This window comes from Halomonas sp. (assembly GCF_052095695.1).
Classification (GTDB): Bacteria; Pseudomonadota; Gammaproteobacteria; order Pseudomonadales; family Halomonadaceae; genus Vreelandella.
In genome coordinates, this window is record NZ_JBQDLQ010000068.1 from 1 (window position 1) to 18,421 (window position 18,421).

Annotated in this window: 17 protein-coding genes and 1 riboswitch; of the genes, 14 read left to right on the forward strand and 3 right to left on the reverse strand. The window is 51.8% G+C overall.

What is annotated here, in order from left to right:
• Positions 1 to 588: 588 nt before the first annotated feature.
• From ACTH5D_RS13110 to ACTH5D_RS13150, 9 genes are all read left to right on the forward strand, one after another.
• On the forward strand, positions 589 to 1,068 hold the full coding sequence (locus tag ACTH5D_RS13110) for an RpiB/LacA/LacB family sugar-phosphate isomerase (protein WP_441671955.1): 480 nt from the start codon (positions 589 to 591) through the stop codon (positions 1,066 to 1,068).
• A gap of 87 nt (positions 1,069 to 1,155) precedes the next feature.
• Positions 1,156 to 2,886, forward strand: coding sequence for a dihydroxyacetone kinase family protein (locus ACTH5D_RS13115; protein ID WP_441671957.1), 1,731 nt, complete (start codon positions 1,156 to 1,158; stop codon positions 2,884 to 2,886).
• Positions 2,887 to 2,983: 97 nt separating this feature from the next.
• The gene (locus ACTH5D_RS13120; protein WP_441671959.1) at positions 2,984 to 3,964 is read left to right on the forward strand and encodes a sugar-binding transcriptional regulator; all 981 of its coding nucleotides are present in this window, start codon (positions 2,984 to 2,986) and stop codon (positions 3,962 to 3,964) included.
• A gap of 449 nt (positions 3,965 to 4,413) precedes the next feature.
• Positions 4,414 to 5,523 (forward strand): MDR/zinc-dependent alcohol dehydrogenase-like family protein, encoded by a 1,110-nt coding sequence (locus tag ACTH5D_RS13125; protein WP_441671961.1) that lies wholly within the window; start codon positions 4,414 to 4,416, stop codon positions 5,521 to 5,523.
• Positions 5,524 to 5,572: 49 nt separating this feature from the next.
• Complete coding sequence (locus tag ACTH5D_RS13130; RefSeq protein WP_441671963.1) at positions 5,573 to 6,217, forward strand: DUF2291 family protein; 645 nt, start codon at positions 5,573 to 5,575, stop codon at positions 6,215 to 6,217.
• A gap of 10 nt (positions 6,218 to 6,227) precedes the next feature.
• Positions 6,228 to 7,772 (forward strand): sugar ABC transporter ATP-binding protein, encoded by a 1,545-nt coding sequence (locus ACTH5D_RS13135; RefSeq protein ID WP_441671965.1) that lies wholly within the window; start codon positions 6,228 to 6,230, stop codon positions 7,770 to 7,772.
• Between the two features lie 25 nt (positions 7,773 to 7,797).
• Positions 7,798 to 8,901 carry an ABC transporter permease gene (locus ACTH5D_RS13140; RefSeq protein WP_441671967.1) on the forward strand — a complete coding sequence of 368 codons (1,104 nt, stop codon included), beginning with the start codon at positions 7,798 to 7,800 and terminating at the stop codon, positions 8,899 to 8,901.
• Positions 8,902 to 8,979: 78 nt separating this feature from the next.
• Positions 8,980 to 9,954 carry a D-ribose ABC transporter substrate-binding protein gene (locus ACTH5D_RS13145; protein ID WP_441671969.1) on the forward strand — a complete coding sequence of 325 codons (975 nt, stop codon included), beginning with the start codon at positions 8,980 to 8,982 and terminating at the stop codon, positions 9,952 to 9,954.
• A 131-nt stretch (positions 9,955 to 10,085) separates the two neighbouring features.
• On the forward strand, positions 10,086 to 10,979 hold the full coding sequence (locus tag ACTH5D_RS13150; protein ID WP_441671971.1) for a ribokinase: 894 nt from the start codon (positions 10,086 to 10,088) through the stop codon (positions 10,977 to 10,979).
• 10 nt (positions 10,980 to 10,989) lie between these two features.
• Here the strand turns inward: ACTH5D_RS13150 and ACTH5D_RS13155 are convergent, their stop codons facing one another.
• Complete coding sequence (locus tag ACTH5D_RS13155) at positions 10,990 to 11,466, reverse strand: 6,7-dimethyl-8-ribityllumazine synthase (RefSeq protein WP_441671973.1); 477 nt, start codon at positions 11,464 to 11,466, stop codon at positions 10,990 to 10,992.
• Between the two features lie 99 nt (positions 11,467 to 11,565).
• Positions 11,566 to 11,737: riboswitch (FMN riboswitch) on the reverse strand.
• Positions 11,738 to 11,956: 219 nt separating this feature from the next.
• Between ACTH5D_RS13155 and ACTH5D_RS13160 the strand changes: the two genes are divergently transcribed.
• From ACTH5D_RS13160 to ACTH5D_RS13170, 3 genes are read left to right on the forward strand one after another with little or no spacing between them, the layout of a single operon-like run.
• On the forward strand, positions 11,957 to 12,997 hold the full coding sequence (locus ACTH5D_RS13160) for an AbrB family transcriptional regulator (RefSeq protein ID WP_441671975.1): 1,041 nt from the start codon (positions 11,957 to 11,959) through the stop codon (positions 12,995 to 12,997).
• A gap of 50 nt (positions 12,998 to 13,047) precedes the next feature.
• On the forward strand, positions 13,048 to 14,934 hold the full coding sequence (locus tag ACTH5D_RS13165; RefSeq protein WP_441671977.1) for an ABC transporter ATP-binding protein: 1,887 nt from the start codon (positions 13,048 to 13,050) through the stop codon (positions 14,932 to 14,934).
• 36 nt (positions 14,935 to 14,970) lie between these two features.
• Positions 14,971 to 15,978: a zinc-dependent alcohol dehydrogenase family protein gene (locus ACTH5D_RS13170; protein WP_441671979.1), complete on the forward strand. Its 1,008-nt coding sequence runs from the start codon at positions 14,971 to 14,973 to the stop codon at positions 15,976 to 15,978.
• A gap of 83 nt (positions 15,979 to 16,061) precedes the next feature.
• On the opposite strand, the gene ACTH5D_RS13175 is transcribed toward ACTH5D_RS13170, so the two are convergent.
• Positions 16,062 to 16,328: a hypothetical protein gene (locus ACTH5D_RS13175; protein ID WP_441671981.1), complete on the reverse strand. Its 267-nt coding sequence runs from the start codon at positions 16,326 to 16,328 to the stop codon at positions 16,062 to 16,064.
• 166 nt (positions 16,329 to 16,494) lie between these two features.
• Between ACTH5D_RS13175 and ACTH5D_RS13180 the strand changes: the two genes are divergently transcribed.
• A complete protein-coding gene (locus ACTH5D_RS13180) occupies positions 16,495 to 16,956 on the forward strand; it encodes a hypothetical protein (protein ID WP_441671983.1) in 462 nt (153 codons plus the stop codon).
• A 384-nt stretch (positions 16,957 to 17,340) separates the two neighbouring features.
• Positions 17,341 to 17,700 (forward strand): hypothetical protein, encoded by a 360-nt coding sequence (locus tag ACTH5D_RS13185; RefSeq protein ID WP_441671985.1) that lies wholly within the window; start codon positions 17,341 to 17,343, stop codon positions 17,698 to 17,700.
• Here the strand turns inward: ACTH5D_RS13185 and ACTH5D_RS13190 are convergent.
• A partial coding sequence (locus ACTH5D_RS13190) for a YebC/PmpR family DNA-binding transcriptional regulator (RefSeq protein ID WP_441671987.1) occupies positions 17,697 to 18,421 on the reverse strand: 725 nt, incomplete at its 5' end. The genes ACTH5D_RS13185 and ACTH5D_RS13190 overlap by 4 nt on opposite strands.

Here is an 18,421-nt window from a genome sequence, read left to right on the forward strand (position 1 = left end):
CATCCCAGGCAGAATAGATCGGCTCAGGAATATGGAACGGCGCGTGCTCCCAGCCTCCATGGAAAGGGCGCGAATGGCATTGGCTAGCTCAAAACGATTAGTCATATCTCTACATCCATTGTTCGAGGCTTGTGGTCATGTGTTGCCGCGTATTGATGTTATTGGCAGTGGCTTGCGTTGCTCTAATGTGTGGGCGCTGCGAGTTGGGCGACAGTGTTGTTAGCGATCGTGTTTTTTATAGATATATTGAACATTAGATGAGCAAATGATGTTTTTTATTGAGTGAAGTCAAACTTCATGCGCGTTGTTTCGGTAGATTGTATGTAATACTAAAGTATATCGAGGAAATGCCAAGTTGCTTTTTGTGGTTTATTTTATTCTAAAACAACATTTTATGTTTGTGTGGAGGTTTTTTGAGAATTTTTAATTGGATGAAATGAAATGAACTTATGATCGATATGTTTACATATGTTCTGTCGGTGATAGATTTGAGCTGTAAATCAGTGGACGACCCAGTGCTGGTGAGAGTGTTTCGCTAGGTTGGCTGGATGTCGGCACATTTCTAACACCTACAAAGGGAGAGCTTGAATGTCCAGCGTGACACCTTCTCTCAAGGTCGCGATCGGTGGTGATGAAGCCGCTTACGACTTAAAAGAGACCCTGATTCATTACATCCGTGAGCTAGGCTATGACGTTGAAGATTTCGGTACGTTTAATGCTCAGCCGGTGCTCTATCCAGATATCGCTTTTGAGGTAGCAACCGCAATTAAAGAGAAGCGCTTTGACCGTGGTGTGTTGGTGTGTGGCACGGGAATTGGTGTGGCGATTTCCGCGAATAAAGTGCCAGGTATACGTGCTGCGCAGGCCCATGATACTTACTCGGCCGCTAAGGCTCAGACCAGTAATAACGCCCAGATTGTGGCATTGGGGGCTAGAGTGATTGGGCCTGAACTGGCTAAGTCTATTGTGGCCACGTTTTTGAGTAGTACATTTCCTGGTGGTGCATCTACGCAAAAATTGGCCAAAATTGCTGAATATGAGTCGCGGCTAGGTAATGAAGAGCTGTGATTTTTTGCTTGTGAGAACGCTAGGTTTAATAACAATATTTGGCAAGTTGCAGAGGTGCAATTTGCCCGCATTCTGGGGTATATAGCGATGACACGCCTTTACAATGATCCGAGTTATTTTACTGAAGAGGCCCGCTTAGGCTTGGTGGCTGCGAATCGCGATAAGCTGATGGCTGTGCCCGGAGGGGTTGTGCGCAGTACGCGCAGTGAGCCGGGGGCTGTTGCGGTCGTGATTGGAGGAGGTGGCGGGCACTATCCTACGTTTGCCGGTTTGGTTGGTCAGGGGTTGGCCCATGGTGCCGTCATGGGGAATTTGTTTTGCTCTCCTTCGTCTCAGCAGGTGTATTCAGTGGCCAAAGCTGCTGACAACGGCGGTGGCGTTCTGCTTTCCTTTGGTAATTATGCGGGTGATGTGCTGCATTTTGGTGAGGCGCGTGAGCGCCTGATCGCTGAGGGTATTCCATGTGAGATTGTGTTAGTTACCGATGATGTAGCCAGTGCGCCGCTGGAAGAGTTCGATAAGCGTCGTGGCATCGCCGGAGATTTGACGGTTTTTAAGGCAGCTTCTGCTGCTTCTGAGCAGGGGTTGTCGTTGGAAGCGGTTGTCAGCGTGGCCAAAGAGGCAAACCGTTGCACGCGCTCCTTTGGTGTGGCGTTTGCTGGCTGTACTTTACCAGGGGCGGCCGATTCACTTTTTTACGTGCCCGAAGGCAGGATGGCCATTGGGCTGGGGATTCATGGTGAGCCTGGTATTAGCGAGGAGGGTATCCCTTCGGCGGATAGGCTGGCAGAAATACTGGTTAAGCGGTTGCTGGAAGAAGTCCCTGAGGGTATCAGCATAAATGGGGCTCATGTTGCGCCGATTCTCAATGGGTTAGGTACCATTAAATATGAAGAGCTGTTCGTCGTTTATCGTAAAGTTGACGAACTGTTGCAAGACGCAGGGCTTGTCATTGTAGATCCCGATGTAGGTGAGTTGGTGACTAGTCTTGATATGGCGGGTGTGTCGCTGACGCTATTCTGGTTAGACAAAGACATGCAGGCACTTTGGACCGCAGCGGCGGATGCGCCTGGCTATCGTAAAGGGAGCGTAAAGCCAGCAGAGGCGTTGGATCCCGCTGAAGTGGAAGTAGTTGTGCAAGAGGAAATACCGCAAGCCAGCGAGGCTTCCCGCACCTTAGCACGAGGAGTTGTTAACGCACTGGAGGTGCTGGCAAGCACCGTCAACGAGCACTGTGAGATGTTGGGAAAAATTGATGCCGTTGCCGGTGATGGTGACCATGGTATCGGTATGCAGCGGGGCAGTAAGGCGGCGCTTGAGGCTGCGCTTGACGCTTTAAATGAAGGGGCCGGTGCGGAAACTGTGTTGCAATGGGCCGGTCAGCGTTGGTCGGATAAGGCAGGCGGTACCTCGGGGGCTCTTTGGCGAGTTATTTTGAAAGCAATTGGTGAATCACTAGGGAATGATCTGCCGCTATCAAGTCGACGCCTTGCCGCAGGCGTGCTCGATGCGCGCCAGCAAGTGATGGCGTTCGGTAAAGCGACGGTGGGAGATAAAACGATGGTCGATGTGCTAGTGCCTTTCTCCGAAGTGCTTTCCCATGAGGCTGAAGCGGGTAAGGAAGTGGTGCCTTGTTGGGAAGTGGCTGCTGTGAAAGCTAGTGAGTCTGCAGAGGCCACTGCGAACTTGCTGCCTAAAATAGGCAGGGCCCGTCCGCTGGCAGAGAAAAGCTTGGGCACGCCCGATGCTGGCTCGGTTTCACTCTCACTGATTATTCAAGCGCTAATCCCGTTGTTGAAAAAGTGTCAGTTAAGCTGACATTATAAGTCTTGGTGCGAGGTTCCCGTCTGATGCGGGAGCCTCGTTTTTTTCAGTCTTCTTCAAATTGCTTTTTATAACCTCCTGGATGCTATGGATGAATAGCCAAGACGCTGCTGATGTCGATTTAATGACTGAGATTTCAACGCTCTACTATGTGCAAGGGGAGACGCAAGAGGCTATTGCTAATCGGTTGGGGCATTCACGCGTACGCATAGGGCGATTGCTTAAGCGGGCCCAGGCTGAAGGAATAGTAGACGTGCGAGTGCGCTTGCATCCTGCCGTGAGTGTGGAAATTGAGCAGGAGTTGAAGCGTCGCTTTGGGCTGAAACGGGCGCTAATTGCCTTGGATAATGCTGATCCCGATGTGCAGCGCTCAGCGGTTGCGAGTCTCGCCGCAGATCATCTTTCGAGAAGTTTGATCGATGGTCAGATTGTCGCTGTTGGCATGGGGCGTAATGTAGCCGCGGTGGCTGATAATGTTTTCCGGGCAGAGTCTTTAAGCGTTTCTTTCGTTTGTGCGATAGGCGGCTCGCTGCGTGCTGGCGAGCATATGAATCCTGATCATATTTGCCGACGCTTGGCGGGTCGGTTTGGTGGAGATAGTGAAACGCTTTATGCGCCTGCCTTGGTGCAGAATAGTGAGCTGCGCGATTTGATGTATGAAAACTCTATCGTACGTCAGACGTTAGACCGTGCTCGGCGCGCCGATACGGCGCTGATTGGTGTCGGTGATGTAAGTGAAGACAGCAACATGGTGCGCATGGGATGGTTTTCGGCCCAAGAAATTGCTGAGGCGCGACTCTCTGGAACAGTGGGCGATATGATGGGATATGACTTTATCGATATCCACGGCCAGCCATCGATTACGCCCATGCAGGGGCGTGTAGTGGGGCTCAATATTCAGGATTTGGCGCGGATTCCCGATGTGATTGCTATTGCCAGTGAAAATACCAAAGCAGTCGGCATTCTGGGAGCGCTTCGTACGGGGGTGATTAATACGTTGGCGACCAGTTTAACCAATGCGCACACTATTCTTCGTTTGGATGAAGCCACTCAAAACGATGGGCGAGCTTAATTTCTCTTTATCCGTTTTCTAGCTTGTGCCTCATGAACATGAGGCTTGCTGATTTGTAACGCTAATCCCTGTCTTAGAGCTACGGCCAGCTGTGTGGTCATCTGTCTACTTACATTCCTGTCTGTGGTGCGTGTATTCGCGTTCATGCTGAATATAGGCGCGGTATTATGTACTGACTGGCCTGATCATTTGATCATTGTGTGTCTATATACAATCCTGATTATTTATTAATAATGTTACATAACGTAAGTTATAGATCATCATGTTGTGTTTTTATTTATATTTATCAGTATTTTATATCATTACCCTAAAGTATAAGGCTGAATGCGTGTCACAAGGATTGACGGGGCTTTTGGAAAAGTACTTAATTCATATGTTCAGGTGTGGATCTTTTGTAACTAGAGCGATGTCGTTACAAATACACCATAAGAGACAATGAGGAGCGACATATGAGCATTGCCAACAACAAGCACACTGAAGTTCCCGCAATGATGCAGGCCGTTGTGGCTTATGCCCCTGGCGACTATCGCCTTGAAGAGGTCTCCGTGCCGCAAGTAGCGGAAGGTGAAGTGCTCATTAAGGTAGAAGCTTGCGGTATCTGTGCCGGTGATCTTAAGGCATATGAGGGGGCACCTAGTTTCTGGGGAGATGAAACCCAGCCCGCCTACATCAAGGCGCCGATGATTCCAGGTCATGAGTTTATTGGACATGTTGTGGCGCTGGGCGATGGCGTTAAAGATTTTGCCATTGGTGACCGCATTATCTCTGAGCAGATTGTGCCTTGTTGGAAGTGCCGATTTTGTAATCGCGGGCAGTATTGGATGTGTGAAAAGCACGACGTGTACGGCTTTCAGGATAACGTGAATGGCGGTATGGCGGACTACATGGTCTTCCCCAAAGAGGCTATTAACCACAAATTGCCAGATGAACTGCCAATAGAAAAAGCGGTGCTTGTAGAGCCTTATTCTTGCTCTTTGCATGCTGTTAAACGTGCCCAAGTTGAGTTGGGTGATGTGGTCGTTCTCTCCGGTGCAGGTACCTTGGGGCTGGGCATGATAGGTGCCGTTAAGAAGTCAGGGGCTTCTAAACTGGTGGTGTTAGATCTGAACAATAAGCGCCTGGAATTAGCCAAGCAGTTCGGCGCGGATATTGTCCTGAACCCTGCTGAAGTTGATGTTGTTGATTATGTGAAAGGCATTACAGAGGGCTATGGCTGCGATATTTATATTGAAGCCAGCGGTGCGGTGCAGTCGGTAGAGCAAGGGCTTCATATGATTCGTAAGCTTGGACGTTTTGTCGAGTTTAGCGTGTTCAAAGAGCCTGTCACAGTTGACTGGAGCATTATTAGTGATCGTAAAGAGCTAGATGTGCTGGGGGCGCACTTAGGTCCTTATTGTTATCCGCTGGCGATTGAAGGCATTGGTAACGATGATTTCCCGACCAGTCATGTGGTAACGCATAAATTGCCGCTGGAAAAATTCCATGAAGGGCTTGAGCTAATGCGCAATGATCCAGATGCTTTAAAGGTGGTGTTAATTCCCAATAGCCAACAGGCGTAATGGACAGGCTGCTTTTTCACTAACAAGTATAACGATAACCGGAGTTGCTATGTCGGTGACTATGAACTCAGTGCCCGGTAAGACCAAAACGAGACCATATATTGCAGGTGTTTTCGTTGTGGTGATTGTTGCACTTATGGCACTGGATACCAAAGTGATCACCATCAGCGAGCTTGAGAGTGAAATGGGTTTTTCACCCCAAAACTTCGCAGAAGAAAATTTTTCGGTGATCCAAGAGTACATCGAAACCAACGCTGTAGAGGGAGCAATGCTGGCAGATGAAGTGCTCCAAGATGCGAGTGAGGCAGGCGAAACATACGGTGTCGCTGCCGGCATTGGTCACGTAGTGCCGGTGACCTTTACCGGATCGGTTGTAGAGGGTCGCTCCGGTATCTATTCCATTGAGGTCGATGGGGTGCCCTCGGATGTAGTCATTCGTGTTCAAACAGGGCCTGCCATTAACGGCACTACGCTGCGCGATGCTACGGGTGATATCCAGTTTGGTGATTTCACCAATCAGATCGAGTTTCAGAATGTTGGGGCAGCACTGAATGAAGAAATGAAGCGTCAAGTGCTTGAAGGTTTTGCCGGTCAGGATTTAACGGGCGAAACGCTTGATGTTGTAGGCGCCTTTACCATGATTAACCCCAGTAACTGGCTGATTACGCCAGTGCGTATAGCGATCGTGGAGTGAGGGCCGGACGATGCATAACGATACACATAAACAGCCGGTTGCAAATGACGTCATCCTATCCGCGCGTAATGTCGAAAAGCGTTTTGGTGCCGTGCACGCACTGAAAGACGTAAATTTTGATATCCACCGTGGCCAAGTCACTACACTCTTTGGTGAAAATGGGGCGGGTAAGTCGACCCTGATGAAAATATTGTCTGGCGTGATAGCGCCGTCTGACGGTGAAATCCTTCTGGAAGGAGAGCCTGTTAGTTTTTTGTCACCATCGGCTGCTGAAGCGCTAGGCATTACCATCATCCACCAAGAGCTTAGCCTGGCGCCTAATCTCAATGTCCGTGACAACGTCTTCATGGGACGTGAGCTGACTCGCGTAGGCAATGCCGTCGATTTCCGGGAAGAAGCATATCAAGCTCAGTTGCTTATGGAGGAGCTTGATGAACCCATCCATCCGCTTACTCCGGTCGAGGATCTGCGCGTAGGGCAGCAGCAAATTGTTGAAATCGCCAGGGCGCTATCCAAGAACTCGCGCATCCTCATTATGGATGAACCGACCTCGGCGTTGAGCGCGTCGGAAGTTGAAACACTGTTCAAAGTGGTCAGAGATCTTAAGAAGAAGGGGGTCTCGATTGTTTATATCTCCCATCACCTTGAAGAAGCGCTACAGATTACCGATCACGCCGTTGTTCTGCGTGACGGTGCAATGACCGCCTATGCGCCGCGTAGTGATATCGATCTTCAGTGGATTGTTAGGCACATGGTAGGCGAACAGTTTGACTTAGGGTCACCGCCGACAGGATACACCATGGGGGATGTGGCGCTTTCTATTCAGCAGCTGTCAGTGAGCGACGATAAGGTGGCAGGCCGCTATGTGGTGAGCGATCTTTCACTTGACGTTCGTGCTGGGGAAATTGTGTGTATTTATGGATTGATGGGCGCTGGCAGAACCGAGCTGTTGGAATGCGTGGCGGGGCGCACACGACAGTCTCATGGCGACATTGTATTGGGCGCTAACGATATATCGCACTGTTCAATTGCCCAGCGGATCAATCGCGGTCTGGTGCTCGTGCCGGAAGATCGCCAGCGCGATGGTCTGGTTCAAACCATGTCGGTAGGCCAGAACCTGTCGCTTGCCAGTATTCAGGCGTTCACTCAAAAGGGTTTCACCTCATCCAGTGTAGAGAATGAGATGGTTACTTCGGCCATCGACAAAGTGCATATCAAGACCGATGGCGGGGAAGCAGCCATTGGCTCGCTGTCTGGCGGTAATCAACAAAAGGTTGTTATCGGAAAAATGCTGGCGACGCACCCTGACGTGATTATGTTGGACGAGCCAAGCCGTGGTATCGACATCGGTGCTAAAGCGGAGGTGTTCAAGTTATTGAGCGAGGGCGCACGCCAAGGGCTGGCGGTCATCTTCTCGACATCAGAAGTGAGCGAGTGCTTGAGCATACCGCACCGGATATTAGTGATGAGCAAAGGGAAGGTCTCGGCTGAATTCGGCCCTGGGGTGACAAAAGAAGAAATTATGGCCGCTTCGGGTGAGTCAGTTGCCGCGTAATCATTTAATCGGATAGGTGATAAAAATGTCTCGTCACAACAACAAGGCGTCGCACGCCGAAAATGGCCAGCTCGATATCGTCAAAATTTTACTTGAGGGACGAGCGTTTTTTGCATTGATTGCCATCATTATCGTTTTTTCAATCCTGTCACCCGTCTACTTTTCGATGGGTAACTTTCTGACGATGTCATCGCACGTAGCTGTCTTCGGTTTACTGGGTATCGGCATGCTGTTTGTCATCCTTACCGGGGGTATCGATCTATCCGTCGGTTCCACGCTTGCGCTCTGCGGGGTGTTTGCTGGTCTGCTACTTGAAGGTATCGAGATAGAGTCTCTCGACCTTGCCTTTTTCCCCTCTGTTTGGGTCGTGGTCGTGCTGACCTGCTTATTAGGTGCTTTTGTGGGGGCGATTAATGGCGTGTTAGTGGCCTACTTTAACGTTCCTGCTTTTGTTGCCACGCTCGGCATGCTTTATGTCGCTCGTGGTGCGGCGCTCCTGCTGACCAATGGCCTAACGTTCAACCAGCTAGGGGGGGACGATGTTTTGGGCAACACGGGGTTTGAGTGGTTAGGATTTAACCGGTTATTCGGTGTGCCGGTGGGGGTGCTGATCCTCATTGCAGTCGCGGTGGTTTGTATGCTGGCGCTGAGCCGCACACCCTTTGGACGTTGGATCTACTCCACCGGTGGTAATGCGCGAGCAGCAGAGCTCTCTGGTGTGCCGGTCAAGCGTGTCAAACTCTCGGTTTACATTATTTCCGGTATATGCGCTGCCATGGCAGGGATTGTGCTGGCCTCTCAGTTGACGTCTGCGGGCCCAACGGCAGGCACTACCTATGAATTAACTGCGATTGCTGCCGTTGTGATCGGTGGAGCATCGCTCATGGGTGGTCGTGGCACGGTACGTAATACGCTACTGGGGGCCTTTGTCATAGGGTTTCTTGCAGATGGCCTCGTCATCATTGGAGTGTCTGCTTATTGGCAAATGGTGTTCACCGGTAGCGTTATTGTCTTTGCTGTGATGCTTAACAATATTCAATACAGCAAAAAGCAAAAAGCAGGGCGAAAGATAAGTAAAAAATATAATGCAGAGGTGACACGTGACGATTCTAGAGCAAAAGCCACCTAGTGTGGCGTTGCTTAGAACGCGGATCCTTCAAGGTCCAGCTCGTAAAGAGCTAACAATCATAACGGCTAGGAAATGACTATGTTCTCGAAAAACAAAACGTTCTCGAAAAACAAAACGATTCTCTTTGCAGCACTCGCCGGAGCCTCAATGCTCTTTAGCGGCTCGCTAGCCGCACAGGACAAGGGCCTGATCTCCATTATCGTGAACGACATGTCCAACCCTTACTGGCAAACAGAGGGAGCTATTGCGGAGAAGACAGCACAAGAACTTGGTTACGAAGCCAATGTAAGCTCACATGTGGGCGACACCAATACAGAAAGTAATCAAGTCGATACTGCCATCACTAATGGCGCGCAGGCCATTATCCTTGACCCAGCAAACGCCGATGGCTCGATTGGTGCCGTGAGAAAGGCGGTTGATGCCGGCATTCCGGTCTTTATTATCAATGCCGAGATCAATCAGCAGGGCTTGGCCATGGCGCAGCTTGTGTCCAACAATGCGCAGGGTGCGGCGCTTGGGGCACAGGAATGGGCTATGCAGCTTGATGGCGAAGGCTCTTATGTAGAGCTAATGGGGCCGCCTTCTGATAACAATGCCGCCACACGTTCAAATGGTTATGAAACCGTGTTAAGCCAGTATCCTGATCTCAGCCTTGCAGCATCTGATATCGCGAACTGGGACCGTACGGAAGGACGCAATAAGATGCAGAGTATCCTGCGTGCCAACCCTGACATCAATGGTGTCATCAGCGGCAATGATGAGATGGCACTCGGTGCTATTGTTGCCCTCAAGCAGGAAGGGTTGCTGGATAACGTGCTAGTCGGCGGATTCGATGGCTCACCGGATGCCGTTGATGCGGTGCGCTCAGGCGAGCTGGCCTACACGGTGCTTCAGCCCGTAGCCGTCTTTGCTGAAGATGCCGTGAGAATTGCTGACCGCTATATTAGCTCCGGCGAAACGGGGTTAGACGGTGAAAAGCAGCTGTATGATTGCATTCTTATCACGCCCGATAACGTGGAGCAATATGTAGCGCCTTTCGTACTCGAAGGGTAACCACAGCCAAGAGTGGTGAGTAAGGCCAGTCAGCGTTAGCGCTGACTGGCCTTTTGTTTTTTAGTGGAGAAAAGTAAGCACTATCTCCTGGTCATTATCGAACGGTACTGTTTAATCGGAAGGGCAAGGCAATGATCTTCAATTTTGGTTCTATCAACATTGACCATACCTATTATGTGCCACATTTAGTTCGGCCAGGTGAAACGTTAGCAAGCAGTGAGTACACGGTTGGGTTAGGTGGTAAAGGGGTCAATCAGTCGTTAGCCATTGCGCGTGCCGGCGGCCATGTAAGCCACTGGGGCAGGTTGTCATCATCGGATGCTAGGGTAATTGAAGAGCTAACGCATGCGGGGGTTAACGTGGATGGCATTGAGCTAACTCACCAGCCTAGTGGCCACGCGATTGTACAAATTGACCCGCACGGTGAAAATGCCATTCTATTGTTCTCGGGCGCCAATCAGAGTTTTACTGCAGAGCGGATCGCGTCATTAATGAAACATGCGAGCCCTGGTGACACGATACTGATCCAGAACGAATGCAATGGGCTTAACGAACTTATCCCGCTTGCCGTGCGTCATGGATGCCATGTCATCTTTAATCCTGCCCCCATGAATTCAGACGTCGCTTCGCTGCCTCTTGAGCAGTGTGATTTAGTGTTCTTTAATCGCTCAGAAGCCGCGCTTCTGGCAGGCATGCCGATAGAGTCCGGCGCTGAAGATTTACTCACATGCTGTAAACAACGAGTAGGTGGCGCCGACGTAATACTGACGCTAGGTAGTGAGGGGGCTTGGTACCAACGAGGCGATGAGGTGCTTTTTCAAAATGCCTTTAAGATAAAGGCGGTTGATACAACGGCGGCAGGAGATACCTTTGTTGGGTACTTTCTCGCCGCTAGACAAGCGGGTCTTGTGCCATCGCAGTGTTTACTACGGGCCTCGGCCGCTGCTGCTCTTGCCGTTCAGCAGCGTGGGGCAGCCCGTAGCATTCCTACTTTAAACGCAGTGGATGCGTTGATGCACTTTTAGCGCTCGCGGCCTAGTTCATATCTTGAATTCTTCGATGATTATTGAGCGTCATCACCACGGCATCCGCCGCTTCCTTTCCTTTGGCACGGAAGTGGGCATGGAAAAAGTCGTGGTGGGTGGCGTGCTCATGAAAATGATGTGGCGTCAGCACAACAGAAAGAATTGGTATTTCAGTTTCCAGCTGCGCGTGCATCATGCCTTCGACTACGGCTTGAGCGACGAAGTCGTGGCGGTAGATACCCCCATCAATAACAAATCCCGCGCCTACGATGGCCGCGTAGCGCTTTGTTTTGGCTAATAGCTTTGCCTGCAGCGGAATTTCGTAAGCGCCTGCTACCTGGAAGGTCTCTACTTGATCTGAGGCAAAACCATGCTGGCTCGACAGCTGAGCAATAAATGCGTCTCGGGCTTGGCTGACAATATCGTGATGCCAAGAGGCTTCGATAAAGGCAATGCGAGATGATAAAGAAACGTGGGTCTGATTCATGGTTATCCTTTTGGATTGTTTACCAGAATCAGGGCATTAGGAATCCAACGGCATACGTCCAGGCCTATGAAAATAGGCACTGTCATACGTACAGCATGGAAACCTTCTCTTTTATCCGGACTATGACCGTCGGCTCCGGAATCTCACCGAATCTGCTGACCTCAGCCACTATAAAGCTATTAGCTGGCTGAGCGCTCGTGGGCTTATCCGCAATGACGATTGAAGCGGCATGACCACCGGTGGGGACTTGCACCCCGCCCTGAGAAAGTTTGCCATTCATGGCAGCTGCGTATTATACGCGTGTTGCACGGTGTGTGTAGATGACATCGCCAAAAATTACGTTTTGCATCCGCTTATGCGGATGCAAGAGGACGGTACTCGCGTAGGCCTGAAGCCCTAAATGGCCTCGGCAGTGGTAAACTGGTGCTTACGCTTAGCAGGTTAATGATTGCGTAGCGATGAGTAACGTTTTGGAACCAAGGGAGTTGGCGTGAAGGATATCCAGATAAATGCAGGGAGCGTCAAAGGGCTGGCAGTATCGTTAGCGGTTGGCGCGATCGGCGGCACCGCTTTTCAACTGACAGGGCTACCCCTAGCCTGGATGCTGGGCCCGCTTATTGCCAATTTACTGGTCTCATCACAAGGCGTGAAGGTCGCAGTACCTGAGCCGGTCCGCAATATTTTCTTAGCTATCATGGGCATGGTGCTAGGCAGCCAAGTAACGCCGCAGTTGGCGCATCGGGTGGTCGATTGGCCAGTATCCGCTGGGCTACTGCTGTTGGGAGTCGCGGCTTCTACGGCAGTGGCTGCCGCCTGGTATAGGCGCTGTGGGTTTGATCCTGTCAGTGCGTGGTTTGGGGCTGCACCTGGCGCCATGACGGCGATGATACTGTTAGGTGAAAAGTGCGGCGGCGATCCTCAGCGTATCGCGGTGGCGCAGTCGCTGCGTATCATCCTGGTTATTCTTTTTTTACCGCCACTGTTTTGGGCCTCTGGCGATGGCGGGGCGGGGATTGGCCCTGTTAATAGCGGCCTAGAACATGGCTGGATGCTATTGACGATACCGCTTGTGTTGCCACTAGGTCGCTTTCTACGAATCCCTAGTTCAGCGCTGCTGGCACCGCTGCTGCTGGCGGCTCTATTATCCGGTTTTGATATAGCCAGCCTTGTGTTGCCGGGCTGGGGGATGAATGTAATGCTCTGGGTGTTGGGCAGTGCTATTGGCTCGCGCTTTCAAGGCATGACGCGCAAGTTGCTAGGGCGCTATTTGTGGCAGTCGGGCATTGCAACCCTATTAGCATTGGCTGTACTGGCATTATTTGCCGAGCTGATTCACCAAATGTTGGGCGTGGGGCGCGACGTAGCACTGTTAGCGCTGGCGCCAGGGGGAATTGGTGAAATGGCGATTTTGGCCGTTGCACTCAATATTGACCCGGTGTTCGTTGCTTTCCACCATCTGCTGAGAATGGTGACTCTAATGATCATCGCGCCCTTTTGGGCGCGATGGTTGATGCGCCGATCCGCATCTTAAGACATCAGCAAAGACCGTTAAATTAATGCCAGTAACGTTAAGGAAGAATCATGCTATCGCGTGTTTTAAAACCGCTATTTCGCTACTTCGAAACGCGGATTAATCCCTATCCTGAAGGCGACGTTAAAACACCGCCTAAGGGCTTAATGCCCTTTATTGTGCATTTTTCGCGCCCAATGCTGCCGCTGCTGCTGCTCATGACACTGTTTACGGCGCTGGTGTCGGGTGCCGAAGTGGTTTTTTTCAGCTACATGGGCCAGCTAGTGGATTGGCTGGGTAACGTTGAGCGAGCGGGCTTTTGGGCCGAAAATGGCCTATGGCTGGCAGGCTTAGGGCTTTTAATGCTGGTCGGTTTGCCGCTGCTCGTGCTGCTGCAGTCGCTGGTGACGCATCAAAGTATTTTCGGGAACTACCCGATGATTGGCCGCTGGCTTTCGCATCGCCATATGCTTAGCCAAAGCCTAGCGTTTTATCAGGATGAGTTTTCTGGGCGGGTGTCGCAAAAAGTCATGCAAACAGCGCTGGCGATCCGTGAAACGGTCACGAAGGTGATGGGCCTGCTGGTCTACGCCATTGTGTATTTCACCGGCGCCGCCTTTTTGCTCGGGCGGGCAGACCTTTTGCTGCTGATACCGCTTGGCCTTTGGCTAGTCGGCTACTTGGCGATTATGCGTTTCTTCGTGCCCCGCCTGCGCGACGTTTCGATGGCTCAGGCCGATGCTCGCGCGCAAATGACCGGCCGCGTAGTTGATAGCTACAGCAATATTCAGACCATCAAACTGTTTGCCGACACTCAGCGCGAGCAGCGCTATGCGCGTGATGCGATGGAAGGCTTTATGGTAACGGTGCATGACCAAATGCGCCTGGTCACGATTATGAGTGTCGGGCTGACGCTACTGAACACGGCACTTTTGGTAGGCACGGCGGCCATGGCGATTAGTGCCTGGTACATGGAAGCTATTTCCCTGGGGGTGCTGACGATCGCGATTGCGCTGGTAATGCGTATTCGCTTTATGTCCGATTGGATTTTATGGGAAGTGGCGGGGCTGTTTGAAAATATCGGCACCGTACAAGATGGCATGAATACGATCGCCCAGGAACCCACGGTGCGCGACGCGCCTAAGGCACCGGCATTAATAGTCCCCCAGGGTGAAATTCGCTTTGAAGCGATGCGGTTTGGCTACGACCAAGCTAAAGGTGAAAGTAAAACCGTGTTTGATGGGCTAAATCTGACCATTGCCCCGGGCGAAAAAGTCGGCTTGATTGGCCGCTCCGGCGCGGGTAAGTCAACGCTTGCTAACCTGCTGCTGCGTTTTTATGACGTACAGAGTGGGCGCATTTTGATTGATGGGCAGGATATTGCCCAAGTAACCCAGACATCTTTACGCCATCAGATTGGCATGGTGACGCAGGACACCTCGCTGCTACACCGCTCGCTGCGCGACAATATTCGCTACGGCAGTCCGCAGGCTAACGATGAAGATGTTTGGAATGCGGTATGCCGCGCCCATGCCGATTCCTTTATTGATCAATTGGTCGATCCTAAAGGGCGTCGTGGGTTAGATGCCCACGTGGGTGAGCGGGGCGTTAAGCTGTCAGGAGGCCAGCGTCAGCGGATTGCTATTGCCCGCGTGCTGCTTAAAAATGCGCCGATTCTGGTACTCGACGAGGCAACCTCTGCATTGGACTCAGAAGTGGAGGCCGCCATTCAAGAGCAGCTGGATACGCTGATGGAGGGTAAAACGGTCATTGCCATTGCCCATCGCCTTTCCACCATCGCCATGCTTGATCGATTGATCGTTGTGGACGAAGGGCGCATTGTCGAAACAGGCACGCATCAGGAGCTGCTGGCGAAAAACGGCATCTATGCCAGCTTGTGGCAGCGACAGTCTGGTGGGTTTCTTGGGCTTGATGTTGAGGGCAGTAGTCCCAATTGATAATAGTTACATACACGCTTGTATATAGAGGTAACGATGAAAGCGATCAACCTTAAGCAGCCCGGCGGTTTAGACAAACTAGACGTCGTTGAACTAGCGGCCCCAGGCGAGCCCGGCCCCGGCGAAATTAAAGTACGCCTGCATGCAAGTTCCTTAAATTTTCACGACTACGCTGTGGTTGCCGGTATGATTCCGACAGAAGAGAACCGCATTCCTATGTCAGACGGCGCAGGCGTGGTCGAGGCGGTTGGTGAAGGCGTGAGCGAGTTTGCCGTGGGTGACCACGTGGTTTCGACCTTCTTTCCCCACTGGTTGGAAGGCCCGGCAAGAGTGGGTGATTTTCGCACCACGCCGGGCGACGGCGTAGACGGCTACGCTCGCGAGCAGGTCGTGCGCCCGTTCGAGTGGTTTACCCATCAACCCAAAGGCTACAGCCACGCAGAGTCCGCTACGTTAACTACCGCGGGCTTAACCGCTTGGCGCGCGTTGGTCGTTGATGGTGGCATTAAAGCAGGCGATAGCGTGCTAGTGCTGGGTACCGGTGGGGTATCGATTTTTGCCCTGCAGTTTGCCCGCCTGATGGGCGCGCGGGTCATCGCGACCTCATCGTCGAACGAAAAGCTGGCGCGGCTTCGCGAAATGGGCGCCGAGCACACCATCAACTACAAAGAGACGCCAGACTGGGGTAAGCACGTGAAGGAACTGACCAACGGCGAAGGCGTTGATCACGTTGTTGAAGTAGGCGGTTCTGGCACGTTGCCGCAGTCCATTGACGCGGTGAAAATCGGTGGGCATATCGCCTTGATTGGCATCCTCACTGGCCGTGAAGGTGAAGTGCCAACGGCCCAGTTAATGGCCAAGCAGGCGAGCCTAAAAGGTTTGATTGTGGGTAGCCGTCGCCATCAGATCGAGATGATTCGCGCGTTGGAAACGTTTGATATGCATCCAGTGATCGACCGTGAATTCCCGCTTGCTGAAATCACTGACGCCTTTCGGCATCAGGAATCAGGCCAGCACTTTGGGAAAATTTGCCTAACGTTTTAAGACACTTTGACGTTTCAAAACATTAATGCTCGCTATACTCTCCGCATGCCTTACTAGTGGTTCAAGGCGTGCAGGGGCGGGTATTAATCTAATAAACGGCTGTAAACGACACCTTTTACTTCAAGCTCAAGTATGTCTTCATAAGCCACTGTCATCCCTTCTACATCGCCGGATGACTTGTGGCTATTCTTGATTTCAGTGTCTGGAATCACTTTCACGCCCGCCGTTGTAGCGTGCTGTATTCGGGCACTAAACCGATTGCCATTCTGTTCAATCAGTAGCCGTTCCCCTGCAATACACTTGCCTATTTTATCGTGCAGCTCTTCTTCACTGACATGAACGACACTCATCGCTTGCTCCTTTAGCTCGCAATCGCTATGGCAAAACACATCCGTACGCTAGGTACCTTAATGGCCTGTCTATGAAGACTTTATTTTAGACTATAAGTTCGTGTGCCGTTAGAAGCCGAGTGCATCGTGCTAAAGTGATGACTTACGCAGCCATAGGGAAAGTGTCATGGGGGAGTTCTCAACAACAGGCGTCTCGCCACTGTGGGAAGTGGTCGCGCTGGATCAGTTTTGTCCCCCCGAAAAGACGCAGGCGAGCCAGTGGCGACGTCGTTGGCGTTCCGCTTCAAAGTGGTTAATCGGTAAAAAATCCTCAGAACAGCAGGTAAAAGAGGAGCATGAGCTGCGCTCCTTACCCGAGATTAGGCTGGCTCATTTAGTGCCCCCGGTCGACAGGGCGCCCGCTGCTAGCATGTTAGCGCAGGCACTTGACGCTCAGGACGCGCCGGTCACGTTTTTTATTACGCCGCCACATGGCGGTCACGCCTCTGTGGTCACCCATCGGGCTAAGCAGCATCATGCCGTGTGCGTCGAGCCTCCAACGCTTAGTGAGCTTGCCAAAGGCGATACGCAGTGGATAGTGGATAGCGCATTGCGTGAACCAGAAAAGCTGGGCAGTGCCTTGCATTAGAACGGCATTTTTTACGCCACACGCAGGGTCTTCAAGGTGTTCGTGAATTTCTCGAGCGCGCCTTAAGCGGCCACTTAGGGCACGGCGTGATTGGGTGCGATAGCTGGACCTATGCCTATCTTCAGCAGGTGATTGGGATCGACGGGGCGCCGGTATTTACGCTGCAGTCGATGGCCAGTATCCGTCTGTCTACAGCACTCGGACCGGCAAGCAGATATTGCCGGCGCTAGAAACAAAGCGCTACCAGGCTGCGCATAAGGAAGGGCGTTGGCAGGTCGCTCCGCTTAGCTACGCTAGCGTTCGCCAATTATTAGAATCACGCAACTATCTGGTCGATTCGATTTAAGCCGGCTCTCGCTAAGCGGCAGACCCACGGAGGGCTTCATGGACGACCAAAAAAAGTACGCAAGACTGTTTAACGATATCGATAGCCAAGCATTAATTACCGTGGGGCTAGTGCTGTTAAGTGCCATTGTGCTGATTATTGTCAGCCAGCGTGGGCTCAACTGGCTGGCTTCGCGATTACACGGCCAAGTCCGTTTTCGAATATTTGCATTAGTGCCGCTAACGCGCCTACCCGGTAGACCCACGTCAGCAATTTCTGTTTATTACCGACCTAACTGTGCGCGGCAAGACTGTGCTCAATGCGGCAGGCGTCCGGTCAGCATTGTTACCACCTGGATGCTGCCCTGGATGCCCGCAACGCTGCGCAGCCAACGTATTGACTGGCTGACTAACGCTTAAGCTTCGGTGGGCTCTGGCAGCTCGCCGCTGTGGAAGACATTTTGGACATCATCCAGCTCATTTAACATGCCTAAGAATTTTTCGAACATCGCTACGTCGTCGCCTTCAACGGGCGTGGTGGTTTGCGGCAGGAATTGGATCTCGTCTACTTCAAAGTCAATTTCACCAAATGCATCTAACAGTGCCTGCTTAGCTTTGGCGTAGTCAGTATGCGGGGCGAAAACGGTGATCCGCTCGGCTTCCTGCTCAATGTCCGTGACATCGACATCGGCTTCCATCAAGGCTTCCAGCACCGCCTCTTCCTCGCTCCCAGCAAAAGAGAAGATGGCGCAGTGGTCGAACATATGGCTGACGCTGCCGGGGGTGCCGATTTTACTCTTGGTTTTGGTGAAGCAGCCGCGAACGTCGCCAAAGGTGCGGTTGGGATTATCAGTCAGGCAGTCAACAATCACCATGACATTACCAGGCCCAAAGCCCTCATAGCGCGCGGTAGAAAAATCTTCGCCGCCAGCGCCGCTGGCTTTGTCAAGCGCTTTGTCAATAACGTGGGAAGGAACCTGATCTTTTTTTGCACGCTCCATCAAACCGCGCAGCGCAAGGTTGCCATTGGGATCACTGCCACCCGCTTTAGCGCAAACGTAAATTTCGCGGCCATATTTGCTATAGACCTTGGTCTTTGCATCGGCCGTTTTGGCCATGGATTCCTTACGGTTCTGAAAAG

Coding starts and splice junctions, on each gene's coding strand:
- ACTH5D_RS13185 (WP_441671985.1), top strand. CDS start 17,341: ATGGACGACCAAAAAAAGTACGCAAGACTGTTTAACGATATCGATAGC.
- ACTH5D_RS13145 (WP_441671969.1), top strand. CDS start 8,980: ATGTTCTCGAAAAACAAAACGTTCTCGAAAAACAAAACGATTCTCTTT.
- ACTH5D_RS13180 (WP_441671983.1), top strand. CDS start 16,495: ATGGGGGAGTTCTCAACAACAGGCGTCTCGCCACTGTGGGAAGTGGTC.
- ACTH5D_RS13120 (WP_441671959.1), top strand. CDS start 2,984: ATGAATAGCCAAGACGCTGCTGATGTCGATTTAATGACTGAGATTTCA.
- ACTH5D_RS13130 (WP_441671963.1), top strand. CDS start 5,573: ATGTCGGTGACTATGAACTCAGTGCCCGGTAAGACCAAAACGAGACCA.
- ACTH5D_RS13140 (WP_441671967.1), top strand. CDS start 7,798: ATGTCTCGTCACAACAACAAGGCGTCGCACGCCGAAAATGGCCAGCTC.
- ACTH5D_RS13110 (WP_441671955.1), top strand. CDS start 589: ATGTCCAGCGTGACACCTTCTCTCAAGGTCGCGATCGGTGGTGATGAA.
- ACTH5D_RS13115 (WP_441671957.1), top strand. CDS start 1,156: ATGACACGCCTTTACAATGATCCGAGTTATTTTACTGAAGAGGCCCGC.
- ACTH5D_RS13165 (WP_441671977.1), top strand. CDS start 13,048: ATGCTATCGCGTGTTTTAAAACCGCTATTTCGCTACTTCGAAACGCGG.
- ACTH5D_RS13125 (WP_441671961.1), top strand. CDS start 4,414: ATGAGCATTGCCAACAACAAGCACACTGAAGTTCCCGCAATGATGCAG.
- ACTH5D_RS13175 (WP_441671981.1), bottom strand. CDS start 16,328: ATGAGTGTCGTTCATGTCAGTGAAGAAGAGCTGCACGATAAAATAGGC.
- ACTH5D_RS13135 (WP_441671965.1), top strand. CDS start 6,228: ATGCATAACGATACACATAAACAGCCGGTTGCAAATGACGTCATCCTA.
- ACTH5D_RS13170 (WP_441671979.1), top strand. CDS start 14,971: ATGAAAGCGATCAACCTTAAGCAGCCCGGCGGTTTAGACAAACTAGAC.
- ACTH5D_RS13150 (WP_441671971.1), top strand. CDS start 10,086: ATGATCTTCAATTTTGGTTCTATCAACATTGACCATACCTATTATGTG.
- ACTH5D_RS13155 (WP_441671973.1), bottom strand. CDS start 11,466: ATGAATCAGACCCACGTTTCTTTATCATCTCGCATTGCCTTTATCGAA.